The sequence below is a fragment of the Streptomyces sp. NPDC088350 genome, assembly GCF_044753545.1.
Classification (GTDB): Bacteria; Actinomycetota; Actinomycetes; order Streptomycetales; family Streptomycetaceae; genus Streptomyces.
Genome location: NZ_JBIVNL010000003.1, coordinates 579,476 through 594,008 on the forward strand (window position 1 = coordinate 579,476; position 14,533 = coordinate 594,008).

The following is a 14,533-nucleotide window of genomic DNA, read 5'->3' on the forward strand; positions in this document are numbered from 1 at the left end:
TGTCCATACATCTGGCCGCGTAAGGAGTGTCTCGCCAGGTGGCCCCTGCGCGCGCTTCGGCGCCGTCGACACGGGCGAGGGGCTGCCGGCGTTCCACAGCACCGCCACCACCTGGAAGGATCCCCTGGGACCGGTGCCTTCCCGACACCTCCGGAGGACACATGGCCGACACCCGCGAGCACGTTCTCAAGGGCACCCGGGGCACGATCACCGCACGCGAGTGGCCGCACGAGCGCCCTCGGTACATCGCCCTCGTCGCGCACGGGTACGGCGAACACATCGGCCGGTACGCCGAGTTGGCCGCCGTACTGCTGACGCACGGAGCGGCCGTCTACGGTCCCGACCACCAGGGGCACGGCGGGTCGGCCGGTGAGCGTGTACTGATCGGGGACTTCGAGGACGTGGTCACGGACCTGCGCACCGTCGCCGACCTGGCCCGCGCCGCGCACCCCGGTGTCCCCCTCGTCCTGATCGGCCACTCGATGGGCGGCCTGATCGCGTCCCGTTTCGCGCAGCGTCACGGCGACGAGCCGGCCGCGCTGGTGCTGTCCGGGCCGGTGATCGGCGGCTGGGAACTGCCGGGCCGGCTGCTCGCACTCGCCGGGATCCCCGACATCCCGATCAGCCCGGCCGCGCTCTCCCGCGACCCCGCGGTCGGTACGGCGTACACGGCGGACCCGCTGGTCTGGCACGGCCCGATGAAGCGGCCGACGGTGGAGGCCTTCGCCCGCACTCTGGCGACCGTGGCCGAGTCGGGGGACATCGGCCCTCTCCCTCTGCTCTGGCTCCACGGCAGCGACGACCGGCTCGTCCCGCTCGCCGGGAGCCGTGTCGGCGTCGAGCGGTTGAGCGGCGGCGAGTTGACCGAGCGTGTCTATCCGGGCGCCCGGCACGAGGTGTTCCACGAGACGAACCGGGCGGAGGTCTTCGCGGACCTGATCCGTTTCCTGGACGGCGTGTTGAGGGGCGTCACCCGGTCGGCGTGACCGTGCCAGACTTCTCGCACCACCCGTCGGAGTCGGCGGGCACCGTCGAGCAGAGGAGCGTCGCGTGACCGGGACAGAACCGGCCGGCCGGCGGATCGACACATCGAAGCCGCATCCGGCCCGGGTGTACGACTGGTTCCTCGGCGGCAAGGACAACTACCCGGTCGACGAGCAACTCGGCCGTCGGATCACGGCACTTGACCAGGGCGCCCCGCGGACCGCGCGGGCCAACCGCTGGTTCATGCAGCGGGCGACGCGGCTGGTCGCCCGGCAGTCGGACATCCGCCAGTTCCTGGACGTCGGCACCGGCATACCGACCGCGCCCAACCTCCACCAGATCGCCCAGTCCATCGCGCCGGACGCGCGGGTCGTGTACGTCGACAACGACCCGATCGTCCTCGCCCACGCCGCCGCACTGCTGCACGGCACCCCCGAGGGCGCGACGGAGTACCTCCAGGCCGACGCCCGCGAACCGCTCACCATCCTCCAACAGGCGGCCCGCGTCCTGGACTTCGACCGCCCGGTCGCCCTGTCCCTCATCGCGCTGCTGCACTTCATCGCGGACGAGGACGGCGCCCACGAACTGGTGGACACCCTCATCGACGCGCTGGCGCCGGGCAGTTGCCTGGTGGTTTCCGCGATGACCGCCGACTTCGAACCGGAGAAGGTGGAGCGGGGCATCGCCGCGTACGCGGCGGGCGGGGTGACGCTGGTGGCCCGCTCGCACACCGAAGTGAGCAGCTTCTTCAAGGGACTTGAGCCGGTCGATCCCGGAATCGTGTCCGTGGCCGACTGGCATCACGAACTCGCGGAGGGCGAGACACCGCTCGGCGAGGGACCGATCTCGCTGTACGGCGGCGTGGGCTTCAAGGTCTGACAAGCCAGAAGCAATGCTCCCGTGGGACCCCGGACCCCTCAGAACCGCCCCGCCGGAAACACCGCCCGCACCTCCCACCCCACCCCTTCCCCCTCGCGCGGACCGGCCCGGAGTTCACCGCCCAACGCCGTCACCCGTTCCGTGAGTCCGACGAGGCCGAAGCCGCCGCCGTGTGCGGCGGGCGGGAGCTGGGTGCCGCCGCGGCCGTCGTCCGTCACGGTGACCTCCAGGCGCCGGCCGGAGCGGCGCAGCGCCACGGTGACCTCGGCGGCGTCGGCCGCGTGGCGTCGTACGTTCGTGAGGGCTTCTTGTACGACCCGGAAGGCGGCGGCCTGGACCTCGTGCGGGAGGTCGTCGGGCAGGGTGGGGTCGCGGCGCAGGGTGACCTTCTGGACGGGGCTCGCGAAACCGTCGACGAGTTCGGCGACGGCCGCCAGGTCGCCGACCGGGCGGCGGTCGGCCGCGTCCGGTCCGGTGTCGCGCAGGACGCCGACCGTGCGCCGCATGGAGGCCAGGGCCTCGGTCGCGGCGCGTTCGATGCCCGCGAGGACCGGGTCGAGGTCGTCCGGCCGGCCGCCCGCCATCATGCGGGCCACCTGGCTCTGCACGAGGATCCCGGTGACGTGGTGGGCGACGAAGTCGTGCAGGTCGGCGGCGATGGCGAGGCGTTCGGCGCGCCGGGTCTCGGTGACCGCGACGGTGCGGCGGTAGTCGAGCGAGCGCAGATAGCCGGCCATCCCGGCGGTGCTGCCGAGGAGCACCAGCCCCAGCGCCGTGACAAGGGGGAGGTTCTGGTCGGTGACCGAGTGGAAGTAGCGTGCGGGCAGGGCGAGCAGCGCGAGACCGTCCAGGGACCCGCACACCACGGCCCACGGCTGCGGGCAGTGCCGTACGGCGACGAAGGTCAGGGTCAGCAGGATGATGATCTCGCCGGGGCCGAACAGTTCCGTCCGCCCGCCGAGTATCGCGCCCGCGCTGTACGACAGCGAGAGGGCGGCGGGCACGGCGGTGCGCAGCTGCGGGGTGAGCCACGGCGGGCGCCGGGCGACGGGCCACAGGACGGCGGCCAGACCGGTGAGGAGCACCACGGTCGCCGGCCAGGTCGCCCGGCCGGTGGAGGCCGTGAAGCTCAGGTCGTAGACGGCGAGCCCGAGCAGGGCGCCCACGGCGAGCCCCCGCGCGCAGCCCCGGCCGGTAACGGATTTCATGCTGGTCACGGTATGCGAGGCTCGGGGGGACGGGATCGGCCGAACGGTCGAGCGGGCGGGCCGCGAACCCTGGCCGTTCGGCCGAGGCGGGCGCGGGTCCGGGCCGGTGAGAGTGGAGCCACTTCTTCCTCTCCGACCCTTCAGGAGTACGTGATGCAGTCCAGCAGGTTCGTCATCGGGGTGATCGGCGGCGCGGCGGCGGCGCTCGCCCTCGGTGCGCTCGGCACCCATCTGCTCTCCGGTACGGAGTCCACCACCGAGCTGGACGCGCACAGCACGGTGTCGGTCGACGGCCACAAGGCGCTGTCGGGCAGCATCGTCGCCGGCCGCGCGCAGAGCAGGTACCACCCGCTTCCCTGGGTCGGTGACAAGGTCTCCGCCGTCACCTGCCCCACCGGCCTGAAGGCGGTCGCCGGAGCCACGGTGACCTGCACCGGCCGGAAGAGCGACGGTTCGACCGTCCACATCCCCGTCACCGTGGTCAAGGCCTCGGCCGACTCCGTCACATGGAAGTTCGACCGCTCATGAACACCGTCCTGGCCGGTGTCGGCCTCACCAAGAAGTACGGCTCCGCTACGGCCCTGGCGGGCGTGGACGTCGAAGTCGGTGCCCGCGACTCGCTCGCGATCATGGGGCCGTCGGGCTCCGGCAAGTCCACGCTGCTGCACACCCTCGCCGGGATCATCCGCCCCGACGACGGCCAGGTCCTCCTGCGCGGCGAGCGTATTGACGACCTGGGCGAGAACCGGCTCAGCGCCCTGCGCCGCAAGCGCTTCGGATTCGTCTTCCAGTCCGGCCAGTTGCTCCCCGAACTGCCCGCCGAGGAGAACGTCGCCCTCCCGCTGATGCTGGAGGGGCTGCCGCGGGGTCAGGCGGTCGAGCGCGCCCGGCGCTGGTTCGCACCCCTCGGTCTGGACGGTCTGGAACGGCGCCGCCCCGGTCAGTTGTCCGGCGGGCAGGCCCAACGGGTCGCCATCGCCCGCGCGTTGGCCGTGGCGCCGGACGTGGTCTTCGCCGACGAGCCGACCGGCGCCCTGGACCAGGCGACCAGCACGGAGGTCGTACGCCTGCTGACATCGGTGACCCGTGAGCAGGGCGCCGCCCTGGTGATGGTCACGCACGACGCGGCGGTGGCCGCCCACTGCGACCGGATCCTCCAGGTCCGCGACGGCCGGATCACCAACCACAGCCAGTTCACCGTCAGTTGAGCCTCCGGAGCCCTCGATGCGTTCCCCCGTCCTGTCCCTGACCTGGCACCTCGCCAAGTCGTCCGGCCGCCGCGGCTGGCAGAGCCAGCTCCTCGCCGCCGCTGCCGCCGCCGTAGGCTCGCTGGTCCTCCTGACGCTGCTCGCCGCCTACTTCGGCGCCGGAGCCCGCGCCGACCGCACGGCGTGGCGCACCCCCGCCCCGGACCGCCACGGCACCGCCGTCCAGGCCCTCACCACGACCTACGCCCGCGACCGGCCCATCACCGTCGTCTCTCTTGCCCAACTCCCCGGCCGCGGACGGACACCCGCCCCTCCCGGCCTGAACTCCTTCCCGAAGCAGGGCGAGTTGTACGTCTCCCCCGCCCTGGCCGCCCTGCTCCGCGACCTCCCCTCCTCCCAACTGGCCGACCGCTTCCCGAAGTCGACGCCCTACGGCACGATCGGCGCCGCAGGACTCGCCTCGCCCGACGACCTCGTGGCCGTCGTCGGCCGGGCGCCCACGGACCCGGCGGTCTCCAAGTCGGCCGACGGGCACGGCATTTACGACGACGGGCTGACCGCGCGCGCCGTGGTCTCCGGGTTCTCCGGAACGCGGCGCAGCGTGTTCACCGTCGACGACCGGACGGCGGTACTGCTCGGCGTGGGTCTCCTGGTCGTCCCCGTGATCGTGCTGGCCTCGGCCGCCGGACGGCTCGGCGCGGCCCGCCGGGAACAACGGCTGGCCGCGCTGCGACTCGCCGGGGCGACTCCCCGGCAGATCCTCGCGATGACCGGCGTGGAGGCGGCGGCGGTGGGTGCGGCCGGCGCCCTGGCGGGTGCGCTGGCCTACGGCGCGCTGCTGCCCGCGCTCGCCGAAGTGCCGTACGGCATCGGTACGTGGTACATCGGGCAGTTGTGGGTGGGGCTGCCCTGGGTGGCGGCGGTCGTGGCGGGCGTGGTCGCGCTGATCGCGGTGAGCGCGATGTCGACGCTGCGCCAGGTCGCCTCCTCGCCGCTCGGAGTCGCCCAGCAGTCCGATCCGCGCCGCACCCGGCTGATCCGGCTCGTCCTGTTCGTGGCGGTGCTGGTCTACATCCGCGTGAGTACGGACGGCGGCGCTCTGAAACCCGGGACGCTGGCGGCGCTGATGCTGCTGTTCTACGGCGCCTTCTGGATGTTCGGGCCGTGGGTCGTGGACCGGCTGGGCCGGATCGCGGGCCGGTTCGCCCGCCGCCCGGCCACCCTGCTGGCCGCCCGACGGCTCAGCGACGACCCGCGCGGTGCCTGGCGGACGGTGAGCGGTCTGGTGCTCGCCGGGTTCGTGGCCGGCTTCTTCACCGTCGGCCATCTCGCCATCGTCGGCTTCGACCAGCGGGGCCAGGTCGCCGTACCCCTGTCGAGCGCGTCTGCCGCCCGGCACACAGTCGGCGAGGCCCGCACGCTGCTGCGCGCGGCGGGCATCGAGGCGACCGTCGGCACGAGCGACGACGACTTCCTCCTCGGCGGCATGGACGGCGTGATCGCACACGTCCCGGGCGGACCGGACCGGCTCGACGCGGCCGTCACGGCTCTTCAGCCCCTCGGCGCGGGCCGACTGCCGTACACCGGGGCCTACGCCGAGGCCCAGGACACCGCCATCACCGACCGTCTCGCCCAACTCGGCACCGCCACCCTGGCCGTGAGCTTCCTCGTGGCGACGGCCTCCGCGGGCCTGACCGCCGCCGCGAACGTCCTCGACCGGCGTCGTACGTACGGTCTGCTGCGGCTGTCCGGCACCCCACTGAAGGTGCTGGACCGGGCCAGGGTCCGCGAGACGGTCCTCCCCCTGCTCGTCCTGGCCGGCGGCACCACCGCGACCGGCCTGTACGCCGCCGTCCAGGTCGACAAGGCGGCCGGCAGCACGATCAGCACCACCGGCGCCGTCCAACTGGCCGTCTGCGCAACCCTCGGCGCCCTCGCCATGCTCACCGCGATCGGCGCGAGCCGCCCCCTCCTCCGGGCGGTCACGGCGAACCCGGCCCAGACGACGGACTGACCCCGTCGGCCGTGTGCCTGCCGGTGTCCGCCCTCGGACGTTCGCGTGTCCAGGGCGACCACCGGCCACCGAGCCCCCAAACAAGAACTCCCCCTGAGGCATGATCGACCCATGACCGTCCCCGCCCCACCCATCCGCGTGCTGATCGCCGACGACCAGGACATGGTCCGTACCGGTTTCCGGTTCTTCCTGGACGCGCAGCCCGACATCACCGTGGTCGCCGAGGCGGTCGACGGTGAGGAGGCCGTGGCGCTGGCCCGGCGGGAGCGGCCCGATGTGTGTCTGCTGGACATCCGGATGCCGAAGCTGGACGGCCTCGCGGCGACGCGGTTGCTGGCGGGGCCCGACGTGGCCGATCCGCTGCGGGTGGTCGTGGTGACGACGTTCGACCTGGACGAGTACGTGTACGGCGCGCTGCGCGGCGGCGCGTGCGGGTTCCTGCTCAAGGACTCGGGGCCGATCCTGCTGGCGGAGGCGGTCCGCGCGGCGGCGGCCGGTGACTCGCTGGTCTCCCCCTCGGTCACCGTCCGCCTGCTCAGGCACCTCACCGCCCCTACGGCCGACGCGCCCAAGGCTGCCCCGCCCGCCCCGGCGCTGCGCGAGCCCCTGACCGACCGCGAGGCCGACGTCGTCCGCCTGGTCGCCCTGGGCCGCACCAACGCCGAGATCGCCGCCGAACTGTACGTCTCCCTGTCCACGGTGAAGACGCATCTCTCCAGCGTCCAGCTGAAACTCGCCGCACGGAACCGCGTCGAGATCGCGGCCTGGGCCTGGCAGCACGGTCAGGTGCGGCCGGGGCCCTGAGCCGTCAGGCGGAGGCTTCGACGTCCACGGCGGCCTCGGCGTGGGTGACGAAGTCGTCGACCAGCCGGTGGAAGAGCCCCGCGAGGTGCCGCAGGTCCTCGGAGGACCAGTGGGCCAGTGCCATCTCCATGCCGCGGCGGCTCGCGTCCCGTATGCGGTTGACGGCGGCCAGTCCGCTGTCGGTGAGCTGGACGCGCTGGGCGCGGCCGTCGTCGGGGTCCTGGATCCGGATCACATGGCCGAGCTGCTCCAACTGCCGTAGCTGGCGCGTGACATGAGACGCCTCGACCGACATCCGGACGGCCAGCACGCCGGGGCGCATCGGCTCGCTCTCGGCGATGTACCGGAGGATCGCCACGGCGGCCCGGTCCAGCGGCAGCCCGGCCATCGTCATCAGACGCTCGTGCTGCCGGGCCCGCCCGGCCAGGTAGGCGATACGGGTGAGGACCCGCTCGATCTCGGCTACGTCCGCCGGAACGGGCGCTGTTGCGGGTGGCGGTGTGGACATGCGCCCACCGTAACAGCTACTTGCCTGAGTTAAGCAAGGTCAAAACGATTGCTTGACTTAAGTAATTCATTTATGGTTGCCTAACTCAAGCAAGTCCAGAGCCGGGGTCACCGAAGCGGAGGTGTCCCCGTCGCGCCGTACGCCGTGGGGACGGAGTATGGCGCCGTCACCGGCCCCGGCGCCGGAGTACTCCCCCCGTCCGCCGCCGGGGCCGGTGACACCCCTCACGCACATGGAAAGCGAGCACCCTCATGGCCACGATGAAGTCCGTGCAGACCGGCGCCGTCGACAAGATCGACGTGGTGGACGTCGAGCGTCCGGTACCCGGGCCCAAGGACGCCCTCATGAAGATCCGCGCCTGCGGGATCTGCGGCACCGACACCTTCTTCCTCCACATCGGCGGCGGCCCTTTCGGAGCCGGCGGCGCCATGGTCCCGGTCCCCCTCGGCCACGAGCCGGCCGGCGAGATCGTCGAGGTCGGCGCGCAGGTCGAGGGTCTCAAGGCCGGTGACCGGGTGGTCGTCAACCCGCAGGGCTCGCCCTCCGGGATCATCGGCTGCGGCGGCAAGCACGGTGCCATGAGCGACTACCTCCTGCTGGAGGACTGCGAGATCGGCAAGAGCGTCACCGTGTTCCCCGACACCGTGCCCTTCGACGTCGCCGCCCTCAACGAGCCGATGGCCGTGGCCCGGCACGCCGTCAACCGGTCCGAGGCGAAGCCCGGCGACAAGGTCGTCATCTTCGGTGCCGGGCCGATCGGTCTGGGCGCGGCCATCTGGCTGAAGCTGCGCGGGGTCGAGCACGTCGTCGTCGCCGACGTCATCGCCTCGCGCCTGGAGACGGCGCTCGCCGTCGGCGCGGACGCCGTGATCAACTCCGCCGAGGAGGACGTCACCGCCCGGCTGACCGAGCTGCACGGCCAGGCCGCCAACGCGCTGGGCCAGCCCCGCCCCGGCACCGACGTCTACATCGACGCCGCCGGTGTCGCAGCCGTCGTCAACACCACGGTCGAGTCCGCGAAGTGGGGCGCCAAGCTGGTCATGGTCGCCGTACAGAAGAAGGGCGCCGACATCGACCTGGGCGGGATGCTGCGCAGCGAGCTGACACTGATCGCCTCGCAGGGCTATCCCACCGAGATCTTCGAGGTCACGCGGGAGATCGTCGAGCACCACGAGCGGTTCGCCAAGCTGATCAGTCACCGTGTGCCCTTCGCCGAGGTCGAGGACGCCTTCACGCTCGCGCTGACACCGGGCGCGGCGGAGAAGATCGTCGTCACCTTCGACGAGTAGCCGCGGGCGCGCCGGTTCCCGCCGTCGATGGCGGGAACCGGCGGACGCCCGGCCCTCTCGGACAGGAACCCCCCACGCCATGATCCACAGTCTGCGGCGGCGGCTGCGCTGCCATCCCCGCACCGTCGACCTGGTCGTCGCCGCCGCGCTCTTCGCCTGCTCCTTCCCCGGCAGCCTGATGACGCTCCCCGGCCGCGACCTCGAAGTCCCGTGGTGGCCCGGCGTGTTGGTCGCGGGCGTCTCCTCGCTCGCCCTGCTGTGGCGACGCACTTTGCCGCGCACCACGGTGGTGGTCACCCTGTGCTGCGCCATGGCCGTGGCCGCGCTCGGCTACCTCCTCACGGTCCTGGTGATCGGGCCGCTCATGGTCGCGCTCCACACCCTGGCCCTGCGCTCCGACCGGACCACCGCGAACCTCTTCACCGCCTCCGGCATCGCCCTCCTGGTGGGCACCTCCCTGGTCGTGAGCCCCAACAACGAACCGCTGATCCTGAAGCTGCTGGGCCCGGCCTTCTGGCTGCTGCTGCCGACCTCCCTCGGCACCACGACCCGGCTCCGCGCGGCCTACCTGGAGGCCGTGCAGGCCCGCGCCGAGCACGCGGAACGAACCCGGGAACAGGAAGCGCGGCACCGGGTCACCGAGGAACGCATGCGGATCGCCCGCGATCTCCACGACGTCGTGGCCCACCACCTCGTCCTCGCCAATCTCCAAGCCGGCACGGTCGTACGGCTGTTGCGCAGCCGGCCCGAGGAGGCAGAGCGGATCGCCGGTGAACTCGCCGGCACCACCCTGTCGGCCGTACGCGAACTCAAGGCCACCGTGGGCCTGTTGCGCCACGCGGACGACTCGGAGACTCTCCCGGGGCCCGCGCCCGGACTGGCTCAACTGGCCGAGCTGGCCGCCTCGTTCGAGCCCGCCGGGCTGTCCGTCACCGTCAGCACCGAGGGCAGGCCGCAGCCGTTGTCCGCCGGTGCGGATCTCACGGCGTACCGCATCGTGCAGGAAGCGCTCACCAACGTGACCAAGCACGCGGGCACCGGCTCGGCCGAGGTGCGGCTCAGCTACTCGCACGACCGGCTCGGCATCACCGTCACCGATCACGGCGGTACGCCGGTGCCCTCCTCCCCCGCGCCCGGCAGCGGGTACGGCGTGATCGGCATGCGCGAGCGCGCGCTCTCCGCCGGTGGCCGGCTTCGGGCGGGTCACCGCCCCGAGGGTGGCTTCGAGGTCGTCACCGAGCTGCCGCTGCTCTCCGCCGCCCGGAACCACATCCAGAATGCACTTGCTTAACTCAATCAATCTCATTATGGTTGAGTGAGTCAAGCAAGTCGGCTCACCCCTGACCGTCGTACCTCGTCCCTCACGTCCCTGATCGTCACAGCCCGTTCCCGATGGAGGCCCTGCCATGTCCGACGCCCTTGCCCGACCCGCCGAAGCGGGTTCCTCCGCTCCGCCGAGGTCGAACGCCGTCGTCGCGGTACTGGCCTTCGCCGGCATCGTCGTCTCGCTGATGCAGACCCTGGTCATCCCGATCATCCCGGAGCTGCCGAAGTACCTGAACGCCTCCGCGTCGAACACGGCGTGGGCGGTCACCGCCACCCTGCTCGCCGCCGCCGTCGCCACCCCGGTCGTGGGCCGCCTCGGCGACATGTTCGGCAAGCGCCGCATGCTGCTGACCAGCATCGTCCTGCTGGTGAGCGGCTCGATCGTGTGCGCCCTGGCCGACTCGCTGGTCCCGATGGTCATCGGCCGGGCGCTCCAGGGTCTGGCCGCCGCGGTCGTCCCGCTCGGCATCAGCATCATGCGTGACGTGCTGCCCAGCGACCGGCTGGCCGGCTCCACCGCCCTGATGAGCGCCTCGCTCGGCGTCGGCGGCGCCCTGGGTCTGCCCTCGGCGGCCTTCATCGCCGACCACTACAACTGGCACATCCTCTTCTGGGTCTCCGCCGTCCTCGGCGCCGTGTCCTTCCTGCTGGTCCTGCTGATCGTGCCCGAGTCCAAGGTCCGCACCGGCGGCCGTTTCGACCTGGTCGGCGCCCTCGGACTGTCCGCCGGACTGGTCTCGCTGCTGCTCGCGATCTCCAAGGGCTCCGACTGGGGCTGGACCAGCGCGACCACCCTGATCCTCGGCATCGCCGCCGTGACGATCCTGCTCTCCTGGGGCTGGTACGAGCTCCGCAGCACGCAGCCACTGGTCGACCTGCGCACGACCGCCAAGCCGCAGGTGCTGTTCACCAACCTGGCCTCGATCGCCCTCGGCTTCTCGATGTTCGCGATGTCCCTGGTCCTCCCCCAGCTGCTCCAACTGCCGACCCAGACCGGTTACGGCCTGGGCAAGTCGATGCTGGCGGTCGGCCTGGTGCTCGCCCCGCAGGGCCTGGTCATGATGGCCATGTCGGCCGTGTCCGCCCGCGTCACCAAGGCCAAGGGCCCGAAGGTCACCCTGATGATCGGCGCGCTGATCGTCGCCTCCGGGTACTCCCTGAACATCCTGCTGATGTCCGAGGTCTGGCACCTCGTCCTGGTGTCCTGCGTCATCGGCGCGGGTGTCGGCTTCACCTACGGCGCCCTGCCCGCCCTGATCATGGGCGCGGTCGACCCGTCCCAGACCGGCGCCGCGAACAGCCTCAACACCCTGATGCGGTCCCTGGGCACCAGCTTCGCCAGCGCCATCGCCGGTGTGATCCTCGCCCAGATGACCACCGACTTCGGCGGCGTCGCCCTCCCCTCGGAGAACGGCTTCAAGGTGGTCATGGCGATCGGTGCCGGGGCCGCGCTGCTGGCCTTCTTCCTCGCGAGCCTGATCCCCAAGCCCCGTACGGCCGCCGAGGCACCGGCCGACGCGACACCGGCGCCGGCTCCGGAGGTCTCCGAGGCCAAGGCCTGAGGCATCCTGGTTCATCGAGCACACGGCGGTCGCCGCCCCGCACCCGGCGGGACGGCGACCGCCCTCGCCTTGTCCGCACGCCCCGTCGTTCCCCAGCGAGGAGTCCACGATGACGACGCCCAACTCCCGTGACACAAGCACCGATTCGGCCGCCGCACCCGTGGTGCGTTGCGGCGCCGGTGCGGTGCGCGGACGGCTGGAGGACGGACTGGCGGTCTTCCGCGGCATCCCGTTCGCCGAACCGCCCGTCGGGGACGCCCGGTTCCAGGCACCACGGCCCGTGCGCGGCTGGGACGGCGTGCGGGACGCCTTCGACTTCGGCCCGCCGCCCCCGCAGGAATCCGGATTCCAGGGCCGTACGGGTGTGCTGGAGGGGCCGACCGGCGACGACTGGCTGACCGTCAACGTGTGGACGCCCGCACCCGATCCGGCGGCCCGCCGTCCCGTCATGGTGTGGATCTACGGCGGTGCCTACAAGTTGGGGCACGCGGGCAGCCCCGGCTACGACGCGCGGCACATCGCGCGGGACGGCGACCTCGTGGTCGTGACCTTCAACTACCGAGTCGGCATCGAGGGGTTCGCCCGGATCGACGGCGCCCCCGCCAACCGCGGGCTCCTCGACCAGGTCGCCGCGCTGGAGTGGGTGCGGGAGAACATCACGGCGTTCGGCGGTGACCCCGAACAGGTCACCGTCTTCGGCGAGTCGGCCGGTGCCGGGGCGGTGGCCTCGCTGCTGGTCATGCCGAGCGCGTCCGGGCTGTTCCGGCGGGCGATCGCGCAGAGTGTGCCGAGCCCCTTCTTCTCCGACCCGCTGGCCAAGGACATCGCGACCGCGATCGCGGCCGAGGCGGGGCTGCGTCCCACGGCCGCCGACCTCGCGACCGTGGACCCGCCTCAACTGCCCGCGCTGGGCGAGACGTTGACAGCCAAGATGCACGAGTACGAGGACCGGTGGGGCGCCCTCGCCCACACGCTGAGCCCCTTCGCGCCCGTCGTCGACGGCGAGGTGCTGCCCACCACACCCTGGCAGGGCCTCGCGGCCGGCGCGGCCCGGGACGTGGAACTGATCCTCGGTCACAACCGGGACGAGTTCCGCCTGTTCACCGTGTTGGGCGGGCAGTTCGGGAAGATCACCGAGGAGGACGCGGCGACCGCGCTGCGCCTGTTCGGACCGGGCCCCGACGCCGCACAGGCCTACCGCACCGCCTTCCCGGACGCCTCACCGGGCGAGTTGCACGAGTTCGTCAACTCCGACCGCGTGTTCCGCATGCCCTGCCTCCACCTGGCCGAGGCGCAGATCGCCGCCGGCGGTCGCGCGCACCTCTACGAACTCACGTGGCCCGCACCGGGGTTGGGCGGCGTCCTCGGCGCCTGCCACGGCCTCGACATCCCGCTGCTGTTCGGCACGTTCACCGCCGACCTGGGCAACCTGCTGTTCGCGGACGTCGAACCCTCCCCCGAGGCGCTGGCCCTGTCGTCCCGCTTCCGCGCGTCCTGGACGGCGTTCGCGAGGACGGGCGACCCGGGCTGGCCGTCGTACGACAGAGAGCGGCGGTCGGTACAGGTGCTGGACGCGGAGCCCGTGGTCACGGCGTATCCGGAGGAGGCTTCGCGGCGGCTGTGGGAGGGGTACGACTTCGCTGCGCTGGCGTTGGCCGAATAGGCGGGCCTCGATCACGTACGGGGGGGACACCTCTGCCGGTCGGCGCGCGACGCACGCCCCGCGACGCATGCCCCTGGCGATCCGCCGCCCTCCCCATCGCCTCACCCTCCTCCCGAGTTCTCGCCCTGCCCCGCCACCATCCGCTCCAGCCGGTCGAGGCGCTCATACAGAGCCCGCACGGTCTCCTCGCCCAACTCCTGTGCCCCGAGCGCGAGATGATGCCGACGACCATCACCACACCGAGGACCGCCGTCGCCCCGCCCGCCGCGTTCAGGTGGAGGGAGCGGCCCTCTCTGCCGAACAGCAACTCGACCGCCCTGGCGAGGAATCCGGGCAGCACGGTCACTCCTTCGCGGCACGGCGGCGGGGCCTGGGGCCAGTGTCGGGGCGGGCGGGGGTGCGGGCATGCCGGGCGGGGCGTTCGAGTTGCCGTACGACGTGCGGCGTTGTGCGCTGGGGGCAGTGCCGGTCGCCCGACCGCCCGCCCCACTCGACGGAGGACCCTGCCATGACCGCGGAACCCAGAGCCGTGCCGGAGACCTTCGCGTTCACCTGCGGTGACTGCGGCCACTCCTGGGAGGCGACCTTCCAGGTCATGTTCTTCACGAACCCGACCGACGCCGCCGGTCTGACCACGCAGGAGTACGTCGACGAGGACGGAAAGGCCCTCAGGTCACCCCTCGCCGACGCGATCTGCCCCAAGTGCGGCGGGCGCACGGTGCATGTGCTGGCGGCCGGGCTCGCCGAGCGGGCCCGCCGCGCGGAACACGAACCCCGCCCACCGCACGAGCACCACGAGCACCGTCTGCACTTGCCGCACCGGCATTCCGGCCCGCCGGAGGACGAGCCCCACTGATGTGCCGCTCGCCTGCGGAAACGGGCCGCCCCTGACCCACCGCTCACCCAAGGGCACGGGCCGCCCTCCCCTACCGCTCCCCCAAGGGGACGCACCGCCCCGACCCGCGGTGACTCACCCGAACAGCCCCCTGCGCTGGAGGTCCGGGCGGCCCGGTGGTGCGCTGAGGGGACCCGCCGCTCCCCCTGGAGGCGTCGCCATGCACCGTCGCCCGCCCTCCCGCCCCGCTCAC

At 72.3% G+C, this 14,533-nt stretch carries 14 protein-coding genes and 1 pseudogene; 11 read left to right on the forward strand and 4 right to left on the reverse strand.

Translation table 11 applies throughout. The features are described from left to right. Positions 1 to 161: 161 nt before the first annotated feature. Both ACIQBL_RS12500 and ACIQBL_RS12505 read left to right on the forward strand, forming a co-directional pair. Positions 162 to 986, forward strand: a complete 825-nt coding sequence (locus ACIQBL_RS12500; RefSeq protein ID WP_401940066.1) for a lysophospholipase — start codon at positions 162 to 164, stop codon at positions 984 to 986. Positions 987 to 1,050: 64 nt separating this feature from the next. Continuing rightward, positions 1,051 to 1,863 carry an SAM-dependent methyltransferase gene (locus tag ACIQBL_RS12505; RefSeq protein ID WP_401940068.1) on the forward strand — a complete coding sequence of 271 codons (813 nt, stop codon included), beginning with the start codon at positions 1,051 to 1,053 and terminating at the stop codon, positions 1,861 to 1,863. Between the two features lie 38 nt (positions 1,864 to 1,901). Here the strand turns inward: ACIQBL_RS12505 and ACIQBL_RS12510 are convergent, their stop codons facing one another. Then, positions 1,902 to 3,071, reverse strand: coding sequence for a sensor histidine kinase (locus ACIQBL_RS12510; RefSeq protein WP_401940071.1), 1,170 nt, complete (start codon positions 3,069 to 3,071; stop codon positions 1,902 to 1,904). 153 nt (positions 3,072 to 3,224) lie between these two features. On the opposite strand from ACIQBL_RS12510, the gene ACIQBL_RS12515 reads away from it, so the two are divergent. From ACIQBL_RS12515 to ACIQBL_RS12530, 4 genes are all read left to right on the forward strand, one after another. Continuing rightward, positions 3,225 to 3,599 carry a DUF4333 domain-containing protein gene (locus ACIQBL_RS12515; protein ID WP_401940073.1) on the forward strand — a complete coding sequence of 125 codons (375 nt, stop codon included), beginning with the start codon at positions 3,225 to 3,227 and terminating at the stop codon, positions 3,597 to 3,599. Then, on the forward strand, positions 3,596 to 4,279 hold the full coding sequence (locus ACIQBL_RS12520; RefSeq protein ID WP_401940076.1) for an ABC transporter ATP-binding protein: 684 nt from the start codon (positions 3,596 to 3,598) through the stop codon (positions 4,277 to 4,279). Before ACIQBL_RS12515 ends, ACIQBL_RS12520 begins: the two co-directional genes overlap by 4 nt. Before the next feature lie 16 nt (positions 4,280 to 4,295). Further along, on the forward strand, positions 4,296 to 6,293 hold the full coding sequence (locus ACIQBL_RS12525; RefSeq protein WP_401940079.1) for an FtsX-like permease family protein: 1,998 nt from the start codon (positions 4,296 to 4,298) through the stop codon (positions 6,291 to 6,293). A gap of 111 nt (positions 6,294 to 6,404) precedes the next feature. Next, on the forward strand, positions 6,405 to 7,097 hold the full coding sequence (locus ACIQBL_RS12530; RefSeq protein WP_401940082.1) for a response regulator: 693 nt from the start codon (positions 6,405 to 6,407) through the stop codon (positions 7,095 to 7,097). Positions 7,098 to 7,101: 4 nt separating this feature from the next. On the opposite strand, the gene ACIQBL_RS12535 is transcribed toward ACIQBL_RS12530, so the two are convergent. Further along, entirely contained in the window at positions 7,102 to 7,605 is a 504-nt protein-coding gene (locus tag ACIQBL_RS12535) for a MarR family winged helix-turn-helix transcriptional regulator (RefSeq protein ID WP_401940085.1), read from the reverse strand. Between the two features lie 251 nt (positions 7,606 to 7,856). On the opposite strand from ACIQBL_RS12535, the gene ACIQBL_RS12540 reads away from it, so the two are divergent. From ACIQBL_RS12540 to ACIQBL_RS12555, 4 genes are all read left to right on the forward strand, one after another. Continuing rightward, positions 7,857 to 8,894: a zinc-binding dehydrogenase gene (locus ACIQBL_RS12540; RefSeq protein ID WP_401940087.1), complete on the forward strand. Its 1,038-nt coding sequence runs from the start codon at positions 7,857 to 7,859 to the stop codon at positions 8,892 to 8,894. A 79-nt stretch (positions 8,895 to 8,973) separates the two neighbouring features. Continuing rightward, entirely contained in the window at positions 8,974 to 10,185 is a 1,212-nt protein-coding gene (locus ACIQBL_RS12545; protein ID WP_401940090.1) for a sensor histidine kinase, read from the forward strand. 115 nt (positions 10,186 to 10,300) lie between these two features. Beyond that, complete coding sequence (locus ACIQBL_RS12550; RefSeq protein ID WP_401940092.1) at positions 10,301 to 11,782, forward strand: MFS transporter; 1,482 nt, start codon at positions 10,301 to 10,303, stop codon at positions 11,780 to 11,782. Between the two features lie 109 nt (positions 11,783 to 11,891). Further along, positions 11,892 to 13,445 carry a carboxylesterase/lipase family protein gene (locus ACIQBL_RS12555; protein ID WP_401940095.1) on the forward strand — a complete coding sequence of 518 codons (1,554 nt, stop codon included), beginning with the start codon at positions 11,892 to 11,894 and terminating at the stop codon, positions 13,443 to 13,445. 220 nt (positions 13,446 to 13,665) lie between these two features. Here ACIQBL_RS12555 and ACIQBL_RS12560 read toward each other — a convergent pair. Together ACIQBL_RS12560 and ACIQBL_RS12565 are read right to left on the reverse strand one after the other, a co-directional pair. Continuing rightward, positions 13,666 to 13,785, reverse strand: a pseudogene (locus ACIQBL_RS12560) (voltage-gated potassium channel); the annotation flags it as partial. Positions 13,786 to 13,787: 2 nt separating this feature from the next. Continuing rightward, positions 13,788 to 13,955, reverse strand: coding sequence for a hypothetical protein (locus ACIQBL_RS12565; protein WP_401940097.1), 168 nt, complete (start codon positions 13,953 to 13,955; stop codon positions 13,788 to 13,790). On the opposite strand from ACIQBL_RS12565, the gene ACIQBL_RS12570 reads away from it, so the two are divergent. After that, complete coding sequence (locus tag ACIQBL_RS12570) at positions 13,954 to 14,301, forward strand: hypothetical protein (RefSeq protein WP_401940100.1); 348 nt, start codon at positions 13,954 to 13,956, stop codon at positions 14,299 to 14,301. The two genes, ACIQBL_RS12565 and ACIQBL_RS12570, sit on opposite strands and share 2 nt — an antisense overlap. Positions 14,302 to 14,533: the final 232 nt, after the last annotated feature.

Coding starts and splice junctions, on each gene's coding strand:
- ACIQBL_RS12525 (WP_401940079.1), top strand. CDS start 4,296: ATGCGTTCCCCCGTCCTGTCCCTGACCTGGCACCTCGCCAAGTCGTCC.
- ACIQBL_RS12515 (WP_401940073.1), top strand. CDS start 3,225: ATGCAGTCCAGCAGGTTCGTCATCGGGGTGATCGGCGGCGCGGCGGCG.
- ACIQBL_RS12550 (WP_401940092.1), top strand. CDS start 10,301: ATGTCCGACGCCCTTGCCCGACCCGCCGAAGCGGGTTCCTCCGCTCCG.
- ACIQBL_RS12540 (WP_401940087.1), top strand. CDS start 7,857: ATGGCCACGATGAAGTCCGTGCAGACCGGCGCCGTCGACAAGATCGAC.
- ACIQBL_RS12520 (WP_401940076.1), top strand. CDS start 3,596: ATGAACACCGTCCTGGCCGGTGTCGGCCTCACCAAGAAGTACGGCTCC.
- ACIQBL_RS12555 (WP_401940095.1), top strand. CDS start 11,892: ATGACGACGCCCAACTCCCGTGACACAAGCACCGATTCGGCCGCCGCA.
- ACIQBL_RS12530 (WP_401940082.1), top strand. CDS start 6,405: ATGACCGTCCCCGCCCCACCCATCCGCGTGCTGATCGCCGACGACCAG.
- ACIQBL_RS12535 (WP_401940085.1), bottom strand. CDS start 7,605: ATGTCCACACCGCCACCCGCAACAGCGCCCGTTCCGGCGGACGTAGCC.
- ACIQBL_RS12565 (WP_401940097.1), bottom strand. CDS start 13,955: ATGGCAGGGTCCTCCGTCGAGTGGGGCGGGCGGTCGGGCGACCGGCAC.
- ACIQBL_RS12545 (WP_401940090.1), top strand. CDS start 8,974: ATGATCCACAGTCTGCGGCGGCGGCTGCGCTGCCATCCCCGCACCGTC.
- ACIQBL_RS12500 (WP_401940066.1), top strand. CDS start 162: ATGGCCGACACCCGCGAGCACGTTCTCAAGGGCACCCGGGGCACGATC.
- ACIQBL_RS12570 (WP_401940100.1), top strand. CDS start 13,954: ATGACCGCGGAACCCAGAGCCGTGCCGGAGACCTTCGCGTTCACCTGC.
- ACIQBL_RS12510 (WP_401940071.1), bottom strand. CDS start 3,071: ATGAAATCCGTTACCGGCCGGGGCTGCGCGCGGGGGCTCGCCGTGGGC.